The sequence below is a fragment of the Moorena sp. SIO1G6 genome, assembly GCF_010672795.1.
Lineage (GTDB): Bacteria > Cyanobacteriota > Cyanobacteriia > Cyanobacteriales > Coleofasciculaceae > Moorena > Moorena producens.
On the sequence record NZ_JAAHFZ010000018.1, the window covers coordinates 78,343 to 93,876 of the forward strand.

16 protein-coding genes and 1 pseudogene are annotated in these 15,534 nt (G+C 43.9%); 6 read left to right on the top strand and 11 right to left on the bottom strand.

Annotated features, from left to right (window positions below; translation table 11 throughout):
- Nucleotides 1–98: 98 nt before the first annotated feature.
- Nucleotides 99–1,439: a TldD/PmbA family protein gene (locus tag F6K63_RS18650; RefSeq protein ID WP_071102553.1), complete on the bottom strand. Its 1,341-nt coding sequence runs from the start codon at nucleotides 1,437–1,439 to the stop codon at nucleotides 99–101.
- A gap of 203 nt (nucleotides 1,440–1,642) precedes the next feature.
- Complete coding sequence (locus F6K63_RS18655) at nucleotides 1,643–3,112, bottom strand: TldD/PmbA family protein (protein WP_287312870.1); 1,470 nt, start codon at nucleotides 3,110–3,112, stop codon at nucleotides 1,643–1,645.
- A 165-nt stretch (nucleotides 3,113–3,277) separates the two neighbouring features.
- Here F6K63_RS18655 and gloA2 point away from each other — a divergent pair, with 165 nt between their 5' ends.
- Nucleotides 3,278–3,664: an SMU1112c/YaeR family gloxylase I-like metalloprotein gene (gene gloA2, locus F6K63_RS18660; RefSeq protein WP_071102551.1), complete on the top strand. Its 387-nt coding sequence runs from the start codon at nucleotides 3,278–3,280 to the stop codon at nucleotides 3,662–3,664.
- Here the strand turns inward: gloA2 and F6K63_RS18665 are convergent.
- Nucleotides 3,612–3,773, bottom strand: a complete 162-nt coding sequence (locus F6K63_RS18665; RefSeq protein ID WP_287312871.1) for a hypothetical protein — start codon at nucleotides 3,771–3,773, stop codon at nucleotides 3,612–3,614. The two genes, gloA2 and F6K63_RS18665, sit on opposite strands and share 53 nt — an antisense overlap.
- Before the next feature lie 166 nt (nucleotides 3,774–3,939).
- Here F6K63_RS18665 and F6K63_RS18670 point away from each other — a divergent pair, with 166 nt between their 5' ends.
- Both F6K63_RS18670 and F6K63_RS18675 read left to right on the top strand, forming a co-directional pair.
- Nucleotides 3,940–4,278: a profilin gene (locus F6K63_RS18670; RefSeq protein ID WP_287312905.1), complete on the top strand. Its 339-nt coding sequence runs from the start codon at nucleotides 3,940–3,942 to the stop codon at nucleotides 4,276–4,278.
- A gap of 219 nt (nucleotides 4,279–4,497) precedes the next feature.
- Nucleotides 4,498–4,959 (top strand): DUF29 domain-containing protein, encoded by a 462-nt coding sequence (locus F6K63_RS18675; protein ID WP_287250675.1) that lies wholly within the window; start codon nucleotides 4,498–4,500, stop codon nucleotides 4,957–4,959.
- 214 nt (nucleotides 4,960–5,173) lie between these two features.
- Here the strand turns inward: F6K63_RS18675 and F6K63_RS18680 are convergent, their stop codons facing one another.
- Nucleotides 5,174–6,877, bottom strand: coding sequence for a trypsin-like peptidase domain-containing protein (locus F6K63_RS18680; RefSeq protein WP_287312872.1), 1,704 nt, complete (start codon nucleotides 6,875–6,877; stop codon nucleotides 5,174–5,176).
- A gap of 417 nt (nucleotides 6,878–7,294) precedes the next feature.
- Nucleotides 7,295–7,492, bottom strand: a complete 198-nt coding sequence (locus F6K63_RS18685; protein ID WP_287312873.1) for a hypothetical protein — start codon at nucleotides 7,490–7,492, stop codon at nucleotides 7,295–7,297.
- A gap of 68 nt (nucleotides 7,493–7,560) precedes the next feature.
- Between F6K63_RS18685 and F6K63_RS18690 the strand changes: the two genes are divergently transcribed.
- A complete protein-coding gene (locus tag F6K63_RS18690) occupies nucleotides 7,561–7,710 on the top strand; it encodes a hypothetical protein (RefSeq protein ID WP_287250680.1) in 150 nt (49 codons plus the stop codon).
- Here F6K63_RS18690 and cphA read toward each other — a convergent pair.
- Together cphA and F6K63_RS18700 are read right to left on the bottom strand one after the other, a co-directional pair.
- Nucleotides 7,707–10,385 carry a cyanophycin synthetase gene (gene cphA, locus F6K63_RS18695; RefSeq protein ID WP_009149562.1) on the bottom strand — a complete coding sequence of 893 codons (2,679 nt, stop codon included), beginning with the start codon at nucleotides 10,383–10,385 and terminating at the stop codon, nucleotides 7,707–7,709. The two genes, F6K63_RS18690 and cphA, sit on opposite strands and share 4 nt — an antisense overlap.
- Nucleotides 10,386–10,822: 437 nt before the next feature.
- Complete coding sequence (locus F6K63_RS18700; protein WP_044494486.1) at nucleotides 10,823–11,674, bottom strand: cyanophycinase; 852 nt, start codon at nucleotides 11,672–11,674, stop codon at nucleotides 10,823–10,825.
- 214 nt (nucleotides 11,675–11,888) lie between these two features.
- Here F6K63_RS18700 and trmD point away from each other — a divergent pair, with 214 nt between their 5' ends.
- Nucleotides 11,889–12,563, top strand: coding sequence for a tRNA (guanosine(37)-N1)-methyltransferase TrmD (trmD, locus tag F6K63_RS18705; RefSeq protein ID WP_009149558.1), 675 nt, complete (start codon nucleotides 11,889–11,891; stop codon nucleotides 12,561–12,563).
- On the opposite strand, the gene F6K63_RS18710 is transcribed toward trmD, so the two are convergent.
- Both F6K63_RS18710 and tnpA read right to left on the bottom strand, forming a co-directional pair.
- Complete coding sequence (locus F6K63_RS18710; protein WP_165691814.1) at nucleotides 12,557–12,841, bottom strand: hypothetical protein; 285 nt, start codon at nucleotides 12,839–12,841, stop codon at nucleotides 12,557–12,559. The two genes, trmD and F6K63_RS18710, sit on opposite strands and share 7 nt — an antisense overlap.
- Nucleotides 12,842–13,011: 170 nt before the next feature.
- Complete coding sequence (tnpA, locus tag F6K63_RS18715; protein ID WP_287312874.1) at nucleotides 13,012–13,419, bottom strand: IS200/IS605 family transposase; 408 nt, start codon at nucleotides 13,417–13,419, stop codon at nucleotides 13,012–13,014.
- A 58-nt stretch (nucleotides 13,420–13,477) separates the two neighbouring features.
- Between tnpA and F6K63_RS18720 the strand changes: the two genes are divergently transcribed.
- On the top strand, nucleotides 13,478–14,770 hold the full coding sequence (locus F6K63_RS18720) for an RNA-guided endonuclease InsQ/TnpB family protein (RefSeq protein WP_287312875.1): 1,293 nt from the start codon (nucleotides 13,478–13,480) through the stop codon (nucleotides 14,768–14,770).
- 49 nt (nucleotides 14,771–14,819) lie between these two features.
- Here F6K63_RS18720 and F6K63_RS18725 read toward each other — a convergent pair.
- Together F6K63_RS18725 and F6K63_RS18730 are read right to left on the bottom strand one after the other, a co-directional pair.
- A pseudogene (locus F6K63_RS18725) lies at nucleotides 14,820–15,029 on the bottom strand (hypothetical protein); the annotation flags it as partial.
- A 136-nt stretch (nucleotides 15,030–15,165) separates the two neighbouring features.
- Nucleotides 15,166–15,435, bottom strand: a complete 270-nt coding sequence (locus tag F6K63_RS18730) for a hemolysin XhlA family protein (RefSeq protein ID WP_009149550.1) — start codon at nucleotides 15,433–15,435, stop codon at nucleotides 15,166–15,168.
- Between the last annotated feature and the right edge of the window lie 99 nt (nucleotides 15,436–15,534).

The following is a 15,534-nucleotide window of genomic DNA, read 5'->3' on the forward strand; positions in this document are numbered from 1 at the left end:
CTTAACCTTCAACCTCTTAACCTTCAACCTCTTAACCTTCAACCTTAAACCTTGGCCAAAAGGCCACGCTACGCGAACAACCTTTTAACATTAAACCCTCAATCCCCAGTAATGGACAAACCATCAACCCAGATTTTTGGACAGACTCCACCAGAGGTCAACTCAGGCTCTTTTTCCACATAAATAATCGATTTCAGTAGTTCCCGAAAATCTCCGGCTACCGTTGCGGAATCAATACTAGTTAATTCTCCCTTATTCACCATCCAACCATCAAAGGGTAGAGAAAAGGAACCTTCGAGTGCTTTAACTCCCGCATGAAGCGCATTCACCTCATCAATCCAAATCACATTTTCGGCTTGGTCTAAACTGTACTCTTGTTCAGCAGATTGACCAGGAAAAACATGATAGAAATTAGGACTAACTGTAACTTTTGCCCCAATATTGGCATGACCTGTTGGTTGACCATTCAGGCGTTTCGCGGTGCCAGCACTGTGCAGAAAACTGCTTAACACCCCTTCTGTAATTATCGGTACTCGACGAGTAGGTGTTCCTTCTCCATCAAAATAGACTGGTGCCACATTCTCTGGATGTAGCTCATCATCACAGACAGAAAGCAGAGGAGAAGCAATTTGAGTACCTAGAGACTCTGGAGTCGAGAGGCTTTGCTTGTCTAGAATATTCTGAGCATTAAATAAATTAGAAAAAGCATTCAGTAAACTTAGGAAAGCTTCGGGAGAGAACACTACCCGATATTTTCCGGACTTAACTTTCTCATAGTTCAAGTGACTGATGGTTTTCTCAGCAGCTTCTTTCAGACAAGTCTGAATATCCAGAGTTTCTAACCCTTTACTAATCTTATAGGCACCAGCACTACGGGGCTTTTTCCCTTCTTCCTCAGTTTTGGTATAAAGATAAATGGAAGCAGAGGAACTAGCTTGCTGGCGCAATGCCCCATCACTATTGAGATAAAAGCGCTCAACATCCCGTTGAGATAGTCCATTGTAAGGAACTCCGGCAATAGCCGAGTGAGCTTCCAGTAACTTTTTCTCTGAATCCAGTAGGGTTTCTACTAATTTAGATACTGGCTGTTGAGGCACTTGATTATTGGGAATCTCTGGAATCGATACTGTTGATTCAGGGCTAAAGTCTGGGGCGTTTTCTTTCACCCCAAAACTACTCGCCTCATAAGCGGTTTTTAAGGCTAGTTCCAACCCAGTTGGGTTTGTATCGGTAGTTGAAGTAATGCCTACTTTCTGGTCTTGATTCCAAACCCGTACAGTTACACCAGAGCGATTAGATGCCTCAACCTGTTTTGGCTCACCCTGGTCTACTTGAACACCAGCTTCATCCACTGCAGAGCCATAAATATCGAATTTTTCAATTCCCAGGCGTTTTGCGATCGCATTCGCCGAATCAGCTATCTCATTAATCTTGGTCATCTTATCTTAGATTGTGAATGTTGGGTTAACAAAAAAAAGAGGCATGATATCAAATCCGGTTAATCACTTCGGATGTAAGCATTCAGCTATCAGCTATCAGCTATCAGCTTATGCGCTACGCGCATTAGCTGAATGGTTACGATAAGTCTTTAACCGGAGATGATCGGATAACACTAGTCCCAAAGCCTGGCTGCTGGGGTAACTTACCGTCCACCAACGGTAATCGAATCTACCTTGATATGAGGCTGACCGACGGTGACATAAACACTGCCGCTAATGGAACCACAGAAACCAGCGGCTAATCCTAAGTCTTTGGAACACATGGAAATTTTATTCATAATTTCCTTAGCTTCCCCAATCAGAATTGCCCCTTTCAGCGGTTTAGTGACTTTGCCATTTTCAATCAAATAGGCTTCATCGACACCAAAGTTAAATTCCCCAGTAGCACCAACACTACCACCGCCCATCCGCTTGCAGTAAATGCCTTTATCGATAGAACCAAATAAATCCTCTACCTCGTAATCACCAGGAGCGATGTAGGTATTGCGCATCCGTGAAGCAGCAGCATAGGCATAATTCTGACGGCGTCCACTACCTGTTCTGGGGTGTCCAGTGAGTTGAGACCCTGCCCGGTCGGCGATAAAATTCTTCAGTATGCCATTTTCAATCAACAGAGTTCTTTGGGCTGGCATGCCCTCATCATCCATATCAATAGTTCCAAAGGCATTGTCAGATAACCCTTCATCCCAAGCGGTAAGGCTTTCGTTAGCAATCTTCTCGCCTTTTTTGTCAGCAAACGGAGTAGTTTTCCGCTCAATCTGGGTCGTTTCCAACAGGTGTCCACAGGCTTCATGGAAAATTACCCCACCAAAGGAATTGGCCATGATAATGGGGTAAGTACCAGACTCTACGTAATCCGCATAGAGCATCTTACCAGCGGATTCAGCAACTTCCTCGGCAGTACCATTATAATCCCAGGCTCTTAGAAACTCTGGGTTACCGGTACTACCAGCACGCTTGCCAATCGAAGAGCGATGGTCGCCATCAGCACATAGTAGGTTATATCCGACAGACTGAGTTAAACGAATATCTCTGGCAAAGGTACCATCACTAGCTGCCACCAGAACTTCCTGCCAATCCCGGAAATAAACAGCCCGTCGGGATTGGACATGGCTAGCCTTGCGCTGGAGTGCCCCATTGGCATCCAGGAGTACTTCTCCCATTTCTGCCATCGAACTGCAACCGGATAGCCAAGTGTCTTTGCCCTTAGCAGTAGCGTAATCCCGCAACAGTTCCAGGTTAGTTTCTGGGATAAAGGCATTAGGGGTAGGTAATTCCAGCCCTTGAATAGACAGGGCTTTCTCCAAAGCCGCTTTTAGCCCCGAAAAGGATAAATCATTAGTGCTAACATAGCAATCTGACTTACCCCGAAATACTCGGATACCAGCACCAGAGGTAAGGCGGGGAGAAATGCTAGTAATGGCATCATCTTCCGCAAGACAGCTGATGTAGTTGACCCTTTCTAGGAAAAACTCAATAAAATCAGCACCAGCTGCTCGTCCTAATCCCAGGAGGGTGGAAAGGGGAGCTCTCCAGCTTTCATCAAAGCTTGAGGATGTGGATTGGTATTCCAGAGTAGGTAGTTCTTTGGATAGAAGTAGGGTTGGTGGCATAGATAATTTCCTTATGCTAAGGATATATATCCTTTTGATGATGGGTTTTATATTTGCCAGTCTAGCAAAATCCTAAAAACTTGGTTGAATCTGGTTCCATACTATGGGGGATGAGCTTTGTTGATTTAAAATTATTTATCTATTACTTAATTTCCGATTATTTTTATGAATACTAAAGGATTTCACCATGTAGCGATTATTTGCTCAGATTATGAAAAATCGAAACAGTTTTATGTCGAGATTTTAGGGTTTGCGATTATTGAAGAAACCTTCCGAGCTGCTAGAAAGTCTTATAAATTGGATTTACAAGTGGGTGATGGCGATAGGATTGAGTTATTTTCGTTTCCTAATCCTCCTGAACGAGTTAGTCGTCCCGAAGCTTGCGGATTGAGACATTTAGCCTTTCAAGTAGATGATATTGAAGCGTCGGTGAATTATCTAAAATCCAAGGGCGTGGATGTAGAAATAATTAGAATTGATGAGCATACTGGTAAACGATTTACGTTTTTTCAAGACCCGGATGGATTACCATTAGAAATGTATGAAATTTAAATGGAATCGGGAATCGGGAATCGGGAATAGGGAATCGGGAATCGGGAATCGGGAATCGGGAGCAGGAATTAGGGAATCGGGAATCGGGAATCGGGAATCGGGAAGTCATAAGAACAACCGAACCCTAACTCCTCCTCCCAGGAGGGAAAGTGAAAAGATTATATAATTTGCTAAGAGGTAAAATTTTAAAGGAAACTAAATAAAATGTCTTGGGATAGCTACATCGATAATCTAAAGACGCCAATGGAACTGTTCATATTGATCGAGCTAGTATCATAGGTCTTGATGGTGGTGCTAAGTGGACTACAGATGCTCATGCTCATGCCTTAAAGCTCAATCCTGATGAAAGCACAAACATAGCTAATAGTTTTAAGTCAAAGGATTTCACGGGATTCATGGCAGGAGGTATATGGATTGAGGGGCAAAAGTATCAATTTTTGCGGGAGGAGGATGGAAAAGTTGTTTATGGAAAAAAGAAAGACATAGGAGCTGTTACTCTCCAGGCTAGCAAAACTGCTGTCGTTATTGCTCACTGTCGAGAAGGTGGCCAACAAGGAAATGCCAATAAGGCAGTTGCAGTTATTGCAGAGTATTTAGAAAGTCTGAACATGTAACGGTGGATAATGATCGGGCAAAATAAGAAGTGGGATAGATTAGTAACAAAGGAAGTATAGCGGTTTTTATCCTAATGAGGTACACATAATTTTTTACTTCTTCCCTCTTTTGACTTTACTGCTCCGAAGTCCCTCCTCCCTGCTCCCTGCTCCGAAGTCCCTGTTCCCTGTTCCCTGTTCCCTAAAACCCAAAAACTCCTTACTAGCTTGAAAACCGCTATGACTCAAACAAGTGATCTATATTCTCTGTATGATGTTGATAATGAGCAATGGTTATTAGAAACCCTGAAACTCCTAAAAGAAAAACGACTAGAAAATCTCGACATAGAGCATTTAATTCAGGAATTAGAAGGATTGAGCCGTCGAGACCAATTAACAGTTGAAAGTTTTTTAGAGCAAATTATCCGACATTTATTACTCCTGCACTATTGGCAAGATCAATATGACTATAACGCCAATCATTGGCAAGCGGAAATTATGAGTTTTAGAACCCAAATTGACGAGTATTTAACTAAAAATCTCCGAAATCATTTACAAGATAATCAAGCCAAAGTTTATAAAAAAGCCTTAAAATATGTAAGGGAAAAAACCGGTATGATGATTGAATTTCCCGAAGACTGTCCCTATACTCTCGAACAATTATTAAATCAAGATTGGTTGCCTTTAAAAGCTGATATGTAAGCAGTCAGCGGTCAGTGGTCAGCGGTCAGCGGTCAGTGGTCAGTGGTCAGCGGTCAGTGGTCAGTGGTCAGGTTTGTGGCACAGGCTTCGACCCTGGGACTTCAAGGTTTCCTCATCAACCGTAGCCATAGCGCATAAGCACCTCAAATAGGGTGGCACAGGCTTCGACCCTGGGACCTAACCCATTAGCTGATAGCTGATAGCTGAATGCTTACTAAAATAAAGATTGAACTTGAAGTATTGAGTCAAATACCACTTGATTGCTAGCAGCGCTGTCATCAAACTCATCAATAGACGTGCTAGGGTCAATAAACCCAATGATATAGTAGGACCCAGGGTTGAGATTAGGAAAAGAACCACTCCATGTTGCGTAATCCCAATTGAAAGGATCTAAGGAGCTTATTGTATCGCTACCAAGGAACCAGTGGGAACCGCTGGAGTTAGTAACGTCATTGTCTGTAGATGCATAGAAATTGACGTCGAAGTTTCCTGATGCTGCTGTACCGTTGTTACGAGTTACAAAACGTGTAGTTAAGTTATCTCCTGGTTTAATCGAGTTAGATGAAAGGTAGTCAAAGTCAGTACCAAACCATTGATCATAATCCACAAGATCAGGTTTATCTACTGGATTAGGATCGTTTGTCTTCCAATCCTCTATCAAATCGGTCATGTATTTCTGTAAGCGAATAGCTTCATTATGGGTAGGAGTATTTTGGCTATCATGAATATAGCCACTTGTCAGACCGATAACATATTCTGAGTTACCTTCAGAACGCCATACTGGACCACCACTATTGCCTCCAGTAGCATCAAGATGGTGTTTAATCTGATAGTTATCAGCAGAATTAATAGTACCAGAAATTGTATACATTTCCGCAGAATGGTCTATTCCTGCCAAACTACCTGACCAATTAGTTTCAACAATTCCCTCACTGTTGATTGTGTTTTTAGGATACCCAGTTATATTGACATTTAAGTCATTAAACCAACTAAGATCCGAATTCCATTGCCATCCCATCCAACCAGTGTAATTACCAATATTGCGATCGAGGCTTAAGACCGCCCAATCATAATTCCCGTCATCTTCATTACTGTCAGCATCAGCAATAATTCCATCACCATCATTATCTGCTGTATAACCGTTCACCGTATGAAAATAGGTTACACCCACTTGACCATAATATTTTTCTTGACCATCTTGACCGAGATGGACGTATATTTCGTCTGCATAGCCACCATTTCCAGCAGAGTCAGAACGAGTGCTGTTGAAGATGCTATGAGCTGAGGTGAGAAAATGGTGAGGACCAATCATCACCCCAGATGAACCAAACCACTCATCCCCAAATTTCGCCGTGACAAAACCTACTTTAGTCCAAGGATTGCTGGTGGTATTTGTTACCCTAGTTCTGTCATCATCACCGAAAACTCCATTTAATGAAGGATTTGCATTAGCTCCTGCTGATAGCTGTATTCCAATCTGCTGATCCTCTACGGTTAGAGTGGTGTTTCCATCGTCTTGTCCTAATAATTCTAATTCTTCAGACGTTGACTCTGCTGCTGGCACTAAATTTGATAATCCATTCTCTTGCTCTGTGGCTAGATCTAAGGTATTAACTTGAACATCAACAACATCCTCTATGTCTTCTGGCAAAACATTGCTAAGTGTTTCCGAACTGTTACCCTCAACAAAAAGTTGGTAGTCATCCTCAATAGTTAACCGTTTATATTCTCTTGTTCCAGCATTGAAGTAATTAGAGTCTACTCTTACTAAAACATCATCATTACGCCATCCGGTCAGAGTATCATAACCAAGATTTCCTTCTGAATAATCCTCATCACGAGGAGCTACTAAATATAATCCAGAGTCAAGTTGCTCGTCGTAGTCTAAACCGTAATTAGTAGATTGTAACCCAGTCATTGCTATTGCCTCTAACCTTTGAATTAAGTAGAACTTCTGTATTTGTGATCAACCGATTGCTAACTGCCATGACTACCCTAGTGGTAGGCATTAAGCAATTAGTACATTCCATGAATGGTGAGTGCTGATAGCTGATGCAGGAAGTATGTATATACTTATCTGGCTAATCACCAAAAGTTATGCAGGAAACTTTCAATATTCTTAGTGCCGATAGTGACAAACAGGCTTAAAAGCCTTACTGGGTATGGGATGTGGGGTAGTGGCTGAAAAGAAATATAGGACTACGCATTAAAGTTAGGACATTGATACAAGCAGCACAAGCTGTTGTAGTCAACTTTTAAGTGCGACCCGAAGGTGTCACATCGCAAAATTGGGGGGTTAGGGGGGCAAAATCATACCCAGAATCAGCAACGCCTCTTAATACGGAAAGCGTACCTTTGCCTCTTGCCCGCCCCCCTTCTTAAGGCTAGGGGGGATTCTTCTTGCCTTGCGCGTAGCGCCATACCACCCACATAAAGATCTGTCAGGTTTGAAGTTAGCGATCGCATAGCTGTAGAAAAAGCGATGTTCCAAAGGAACATCGCTTTTTGCCCAGGTGCTTTGGGTTAATCCCATCCAGGGCTGACCTTAAGTCAATCTTTTGCAGCTGAGCGCCTCAATGCGATCGCACTGAACCTTCAACCTTGGCCAAAAGGCCACGCTACGCGAACAACCTTGGCCAAAAGGCCACGCTACGCGAACAACCTTGGCCAAAAGGCCACGCTACGCGAACAACCTTGGCCAAAAGGCCACGCTACGCGAACAACTTTCAACCAATCCCAACAGCAGCTTAATTGACCACCGATGGCTTCAACTCATCTTCGTTGTCAGCACTGCTTGCCTTAAGGCCATTATCCGGCAAAGGATTACGAGCCTCAATTAGTTTGATCGCACGACTTACACTTTCTGGCAGAATCACCACTAAACCACCATCAGCGACTTTATCCAAACCCCTCTCAATTGCCTCTGTCTCCCTGAGGATAATCTCATAGTTGGACTCGCTTTTTTCCTGTCCTATGCCCTTACAAATTAACTCAGCTGCATCACCACTGGGACGTCCCCGTAAGTCATCATCTTCTTTGATAATAATCCTGTCAAAGATTTTTGCTGAGAGTCGTCCTAGTTCAATAAAGTCTTCATTCCGGCGATCCCCAGGACCACCCACAATCCCAAAGCACTCTCCGGGCCAGTTGCGCACAAAACTACCCAATGCCTCGTAACTAGCTGCATTGTGGGCATAATCCACTAGAGCATGGTAACTGCCAAGATTGAACAAATTCATTCGCCCTGGTGTCTGGTCTACAGAAGCCCTAAATGTGGTCAATGCTTCTCTAATGGCCTCAATCGAGACCCCTTGAGCAAAGGCAGCGAGACTGGCAGCTAGAGCATTCGCAATCATAAAAGGTGCCCGTCCCCCAATTGTCACTGGCACATTTACTGCCTCGTCAATCCGCAGGGTCCAATCCCCTTTGATGATGGACAAATAACCATTTTCATAAACCGCAGCCAGACCACCACCACTGGTGTGATTTTTGATTAACTCATTTTCTGAGTTCATCGAGAAATAAGCCACTTGACCCTTTACCTTTTCCGCCATTGCTCTGACTAGGGGGTCATCAGCATTGAGGATAGCATAGCCCTTCGGACTCACCACTTCCGCCACAATACTCTTGACCTTGGCCATCTGTTCAATGGTGTTGATGTCTCCAAGTCCCAAGTGGTCAGCGGAGACATTTAAAACCACCCCAATATCACATTTGTCAAAGGCCAAGCCAGAACGCAGGATCCCACCCCGAGCAGTTTCCAGCACTGCCACCTCAACAGTAGGGTCTTTGAGAATTACCTGAGCACTTTGGGGTCCAGTGGTATCACCTTTTTCCACAACATATTCATCAATGTAGATTCCATCTGTAGTGGTATAGCCCACAACCTTTCCAGTTTGGCGATAGATATGGGCAATTAAGCGGGTTGTCGTGGTTTTTCCGTTGGTACCTGTAATCGCGATGATGGGAATACGGTTAGGTTGCCCATTTGGGAAGAGCATATCTAGGACTGGTGCTGCCACATTCCTAGGCTTACCTTGACTAGGACAAACATGCATCCTAAAGCCAGGGGCAGCATTCACTTCTACCACCACCCCATCAGCTTCCCGTAAAGGCTTAGTGATATCGGAAGTGACAATATCAATTCCAGCAATATCCAGACCAATAATTTTGGCAACCCGCTCTGCCAGCCAGATAGTTTCTGGATGGATGTTATCGGTGTGGTCTACAGCAATACCCCCAGTGCTGAGATTGGCAGTTTCCCGCAAGTAACATACTTCTCCTTTTCTGGGTATACTTTCCAATCTATAGCCTTGCTTCTTCAAGACACTCTCACTGGTAGCGTCTACCACAATTTTCGTCAAGACATTGTCGTGTCCGTCACCCCGATGGGGATCAAGGTTAGTTTGGTCAATCAATTCCTCAATGGTAGACCTACCATTACCCACCACATGGGCAGGGATGCGCTCTGCTACTGCTACTACCTTGCCATTGACCACAAGAATCCGGTGGTCAAAACCTTTATAATAGCGCTCCACAATTACAGAGCGGGAGACTTCTTTGGCGGTCTTATGGGCAGTCTGTGCCTCTTCCCAGCTATTAATATCGAGGGTAATGCCTCGTCCATGATTCCCATTCAGGGGTTTAATCACAATCGGGTAGCCACCTACATCCTCAATTGCCCCTTCCAAATCATCTAGGAATCGAATTGTTGTCCCCCGGGGCACCGGTACACCAGCATCCCTCAGGATTTGTTTGGTACCTTCTTTATCACAAGCCAACTCAACGCCTAAAATCCCTGAATAATTACTCAATGTGGCTTGAATCCGCTTTTGGTGGACACCGTAGCCCAGTTGAATCATCGCTCTCGCGCTCAGCTGCATCCAGGGAATATCTCTGGCTTCGGCTTCCTTAACCAGGGATTGAGTGCTTGGTCCTAAAGCTGAATGATTAGCCAGTTCTTGTAAATCTTTCAGGTCTTGTTCTAATTCACTTTGGGGATAGGTTTGCTTATCAATGATGCTACGGCACAGCCGCACAGCTGCCCTAGCTGAATAACGACCCACCTGCTCATCAATGTATTCAAATATGACCTGGTAGACTCCTGGTGTCGTTGTTTCTCTAGTGCGACCAAATCCAACTCTCATGCCCGCCAGATCTTGTAGTTCTAGGGCAACGTGTTCAATGATGTGCCCGATCATGGTGCCTCTGGCAACCCGAGAAAGGAATCCCCCCCGGACACCAGGGGAACAGAAATGCTCTTCCAGACTGGGTAGGACAGTCTTTAGTCCCTTATAGAAGCCAGGAATCTCGTTGGAGGGGGTATTTGCCAATTCCTCTAAATCGAGACGCATGACAATCAGTTTGTGATGTCCAATACTCCAATAATTAGGACCACGTAAAGTCTGGATTCTCAGAATTCTCATATCAACTGAAACTTCGGTGGTGATGCTCGCTGAATGTGCAAGGAAGCGTAAAGACGCAATTTATCAAATAAAATCCGCCTTTATCGCCTACTTTGGCACTACTTTGGCACATTATTAGCCGATTGGCACGCTTGAAAACTCTAGCTCCAATCCGGGAATCAGGCGATCCGGTAGGCTGCTGATTAGATTTGGGATAATCTTATTATTATCAACCTTGGAGAGAAAAAAAACTGTTCTGTGTGAACATTTTTTTCAAAATTATCCATAACTATCGCAGCCAGCAGGTACTCAGATGAGTTCCCCCAACTACAGTCATGAGGAAACCCCCTGATTAAGGCGCTGCATCCCTTGGCACAGGGCAGGTAAAGCCATACTCAAAAGCGTGGGCTGGTGATTGCAGTTGTTGTCCAGGATTGCTGGCTTTCCAGAAGGAAGGTTTAGCTTTCTCCTGCAAATAAGGAACGCTTGTGAAAGTGGTAGCGATCGCCATGAGATAGAATATGCACTCGCAGATTGTGGATACTGATCGGGTCGTTAGCACCAATCTTAGGCTGGTTCGTGTAAGACATTTCCTTGGGATCAATAATTGTGACAGTCCCTTTACCCATCACTTCTAACCAACCATTTTTTTCAAACAAAGCGCAGGTATCTTCATCAATTCCGATTGCCAATCGATCCGGATGTTCCGAAATAGCACTAATCAGGCGTGCCATACGATTGCGATGGTAGAAATGTTGATCTACAATGACCTCTGGAATGATTCCTAAGCCCATGGTTATATCCACCAAAGCACGATTAGGAGACTCACCACTACCACCACCAGCAATCATGTGATGACCCATAACTGCAGCCCCAGCACTTGTCCCAGCTAGGGTAATCTCGCTCTGATGAACCCGCTGCCGAACTTTTTCCATTAAGGGGGTATCGGCTAGTAGCCCGCACAAGCGTAGTTGGTCACCTCCAGTCATGAATACCCCGGTACAGATTTCCAAGTACTCTAGTAAGTCTTGGTTTTCTGCTTCAGAGCGATCGCGTATATCTAGCAACCGAATTTCTTCGGCTCCCATGTCTTCAAAGATGCGTTGATAGCGACTGCCAATCACGGTTGGTTCTCTGGAGGCTGAAGGGATAATGGCAAGGCGAGCATTAGTTCCTCCAGCACGCCCAAAAAAAGTTTGCAGGATCTCTCTTCCATGAACTTTATCTTCAGCGCCGCCGATTACCAAAATAGCTGGTTGAGTGGACTTAGGCATCCTAATTCTTTGCAATTGAGATTCTAACTGCTGCATTATATTAGTAATGGGCATGAGGTGAGTTCAATACTTTTGAGTAGTGCTTTTTAGTTAAAATGCCACATTATAGCAATTTTTCAGTTTACTTCGTGATTATTTAATGATATTCACGCATTATAGCCTTACCATTTATGCATAATCACTGATTATGTATCTTAGCCTCTTCCCACAGGATTTTTAGCTCCAGACCCCTACCCTCCCTTAACTGTTTGTGCGATTTGACATTATCACTCTATTTCCGGATTTCTTCAGCTCTCCCCTGACTTCAGGGCTACTTGGTAAGGCGCTCCTCAAACAAATTGCCGAAGTGCATCTGATCAACCCCCGAGACTTTGCTACTGACAAACATCGGCGAGTTGATGATGAGCCTTATGGTGGTGGGGTGGGGATGTTGATGAAACCAGAGCCGATTTTTGCGGCTGTAGAGTCTTTACCCATTTTACCCCAGCGTGATGTCATCTTAATGACCCCTCAGGGGGAACCCATGAAACAGCAATTGTTCAAAGAATTAGCCACAGGTTATGATCAGCTGGTGATAATTTGTGGACACTACGAAGGTGTGGATGAGCGGGTATTACACTTAGTCACCCGAGAGGTATCATTGGGGGATTTTGTCTTAACCTGTGGAGAAATCCCAGCCCTAGCCATGATTAATGGTGTCACCCGGTTGCTACCAGGAACAGTAGGCAAAGCCGAATCCCTTAAATTAGAAAGCTTTGAAGCCGGGTTACTGGACTATCCTCAGTACACAAGACCTGCTGAGTTTCGGGGATGGAAGGTTCCAGAAGTTCTGTTATCAGGAAATCATGGGGAAATTGACCGCTGGCGTAAAGAGCAGCAAATTCAGAGGACTAAAGAACGCCGTCCTGATTTGTATGATCAATAATCGGGAATCGGGAATCGGGAATCGGGAATCGGGAATGTAGAATGTAGAATGTAGAATTGAGAATCGGGAATCGAGAATTGGGAATCGGGAATCGGGAATCGGGAATCGGGAATCGGGAATCGGGAGTAGGCAAATGGATATTTGGCATAGAGTCCCATCACTAAGGTTGCCAAAGCAGCTGAAATCCTGGTGGCAATCACTAGTTCCCCAAACAGAGGATGTAACAAGCGAGAGTTAGCCACCCAATTGATTGGGTGGGCGGGGTTAGAAGTTACCACAAGAATAAGGCAGCCTTTATGGTTGGTCGGTTATGGGAAAAAGGTTAAAACTTTGAGGCGCGACCCATGGCGAATTTAATTCGCCTATGGAAAGCGCGCCTCCATGATTAAGGCTGCCTTATTAATCAGGTTTCGTCTCCGGAGCGTACCGGGATTTATCCCGGCTCTCGTTATTTTCCTCTTTGATTTTGGATGTACTTCTTGACTGTTTCTGTATTTGCGTTTCCAGTAGTCGAGCAGAAATAACTGGGAGACCATAAGGTGGGTAATTTCAGCAATTCAGGGAACTCCTTCCTGAGATAATGAGAAGCCCTCCCTTTCACTCGTTTGATGATCGTGGAAGGAGCAAAGGTAGGATCGACCTCCAAAAACATATCAACATGATCGGGCATGATTTCTAGGGCTATAACCCTCCAGTTATGTTCTGAGCACAAGTCAAAAATTATTTCTTGCAATCTCATCTTTATTTTTCCGGTCAATACTGCTTTTATTCGTTTAGGGCACCAGACGAAGTGGTAATTGATTAGTGTTACCGAGTGCGGATTTGTCCTGAATATTTCTTGATTATTTCTGACCATAGTTGTTGACAGAGGTAGTATATTCAAGTTATCCTATAGACTAAGGAGGTGACGAGGAATGTATGGATGCCAACAGCACCTGATAACCACAGACCCTGATAATAGGGCGGTTTTAGAATTTATTTGCGGAGAAGCCAATAAGTTAACTAATTGCGCTATTTATTATTGCCGTCAAGTATTGTTTAAGGCTGGTAAGTATGTCAAGAAGTTTGAGTTAGACAAGATCCTTAAAACTAATATCCATTTCAGGGCAATGAGATCTGCTTGTGCTCAACAAATTCTCCACAGTGTAATTGAATCATTTAAATCCTATCAGGCATTGGCAAAACTTTATAAATCTGGAAAACTAAGGGATAAGCCAAGGGTTCCAAAGTACAGAAAGAAAGGCGGAATGGCTGTCGTAAGTTATCCAGCTAGGTGGGTGAAGCTAAAAGATGGACAGCTCAAGTTTTCTTTAGGGAACCAGGTTAAAGCGTGGTTTGGAATTGATCATTTCCTTCTTCCAATGCCATCTAATCTGGATTTCAAGTCGATCAATGAATTCCGTTTTGTTCCTCGCAATGGCTGCTTTTACCTGGAATTTGTCTACAAGCAATCTGACATCGAGCCAGTTCAGACTAGTGGTAACGCCCTAGGAATAGATCCAGGACTCAACAACTGGTTGACTTGCGTTTCTACCACCGGCAAATCATTTATTATTGACGGTCGCAAGATTAAATCCCAAAACCAGTGGTACAACAAACAGGTAGCCAAAATTAAAAAGGGCAAGCCTCAAGACTACTGGGATGAGCGTTTGGCAAATATTACTGAAAAGCGGAATCGCCAGATGCGGGACAATATCAACAAAGCAGCCAAGTTTTTTATTAATTGGTGCTTGAGGAATCAAATTAGCACCGTGGTATTTGGATGGAATCAACGCAATAAAGATGGCATTAAGATTGGGAAAAAGAACAATCAAGAGTTTGTCCAAATTCCCACTGCAAGACTCAAGAATCGAGTCCAGCAATTATGCGAGCAATACGGTATTAAGTTCATTGAAACCGAAGAAAGCTATACGAGTAAGGCTAGTTTTCTAGATAAGGATTTTCTACCTACACTTGGTGCGAAACCCAAGGGGTGGAAGCCTTCTGGAAAGCGAATTAGACGTGGTCTCTATCGGTCAGCTAATAACGAGTTAATTAACGCAGATTTAAGGCACGCATGTAATATTTTGCGCAAAGTAGCGACACAGCTAGGGGTTGACCTAGCCGAGGTCGGTAGGGCAGCTTTGAACCTGCCACAACGGTACAGATTGGATTCTCTATCTAGTCAGTATTGTAAGCATCACGCAGCGCGGTTTCAACCCGCGTAGTGAGATCAGCTAACAATCCCCGTCTTTTTAAAGCGGGGAGAGTTCAAAAATCCTTGGGTTGTTGGAGAAAAATGGCATTGGACAAAATATCAGGATTAACCACCAGAATGTATGCCATGGTGACAAAGGTGGTTATTCCCGCCAGAATCTCCGTACTAAGTTTGGCTTGGTGTTGATCAAATTGGAAAAATTTAGCGTTCGCATTGGTATCTTCCACGACTTTACGGGGTTCCGTCAACGGGTCAGATTCTGGAGCCATGGCAAGGCTTGGGTAATCAATCTGCTGCTAGCATAGTATTTTTTTGCTACATGCGATGTTCCAAAGGAACCGCTTCGCGAACGCAATCTCTAAATCCCTAATCTCTGCTGGCTCCAATCCATCCTTTGAGAATAAATTAGGGGTTGCCTGAAATAACAACACGACCAACTGCTACCAGAAAACCGCCAACTGCTGTGACCAAAATGCCGATCAATGTCCAAATTTGTGCCTTGGTTGAACCTTTTAATTCTTTTACATCCGTTGCGACCGCGTCTAGCTGTGTCTCTACTTTTATTAGTCTTTCGTTTATCTTGTTGACATCTTTTTGAAGGCTGTCTAGCTTCCCGTTTATGTCTTTTAATACTTCCTCTAAAGAGTAAGTAATTGTTATGGGTGTCTCGCTCATGAGTTAAACTCCTAATTTATTATTGGTCATTTCATACACTATTGACTTTTGTTGCAAAATATTTTTTTTAAAAATACCAACTAATTGTATAATAGCTTA

Excerpts from the sequence above, each read along its gene's own strand:
- F6K63_RS18650 (WP_071102553.1), bottom strand. The coding sequence starts at position 1,439 with ATGACCAAGATTAATGAGATAGCTGATTCGGCGAATGCGATCGCAAAA.
- F6K63_RS18700 (WP_044494486.1), bottom strand. The coding sequence starts at position 11,674 with ATGCAGCAGTTAGAATCTCAATTGCAAAGAATTAGGATGCCTAAGTCC.
- F6K63_RS18655 (WP_287312870.1), bottom strand. The coding sequence starts at position 3,112 with ATGCCACCAACCCTACTTCTATCCAAAGAACTACCTACTCTGGAATAC.
- F6K63_RS18720 (WP_287312875.1), top strand. The coding sequence starts at position 13,478 with ATGTATGGATGCCAACAGCACCTGATAACCACAGACCCTGATAATAGG.
- F6K63_RS18685 (WP_287312873.1), bottom strand. The coding sequence starts at position 7,492 with ATGGGATTAACCCAAAGCACCTGGGCAAAAAGCGATGTTCCTTTGGAA.
- cphA (WP_009149562.1), bottom strand. The coding sequence starts at position 10,385 with ATGAGAATTCTGAGAATCCAGACTTTACGTGGTCCTAATTATTGGAGT.
- F6K63_RS18730 (WP_009149550.1), bottom strand. The coding sequence starts at position 15,435 with ATGAGCGAGACACCCATAACAATTACTTACTCTTTAGAGGAAGTATTA.
- F6K63_RS18675 (WP_287250675.1), top strand. The coding sequence starts at position 4,498 with ATGACTCAAACAAGTGATCTATATTCTCTGTATGATGTTGATAATGAG.
- F6K63_RS18665 (WP_287312871.1), bottom strand. The coding sequence starts at position 3,773 with ATGACTTCCCGATTCCCGATTCCCGATTCCCGATTCCCTAATTCCTGC.
- gloA2 (WP_071102551.1), top strand. The coding sequence starts at position 3,278 with ATGAATACTAAAGGATTTCACCATGTAGCGATTATTTGCTCAGATTAT.
- F6K63_RS18680 (WP_287312872.1), bottom strand. The coding sequence starts at position 6,877 with ATGACTGGGTTACAATCTACTAATTACGGTTTAGACTACGACGAGCAA.
- tnpA (WP_287312874.1), bottom strand. The coding sequence starts at position 13,419 with ATGGTCAGAAATAATCAAGAAATATTCAGGACAAATCCGCACTCGGTA.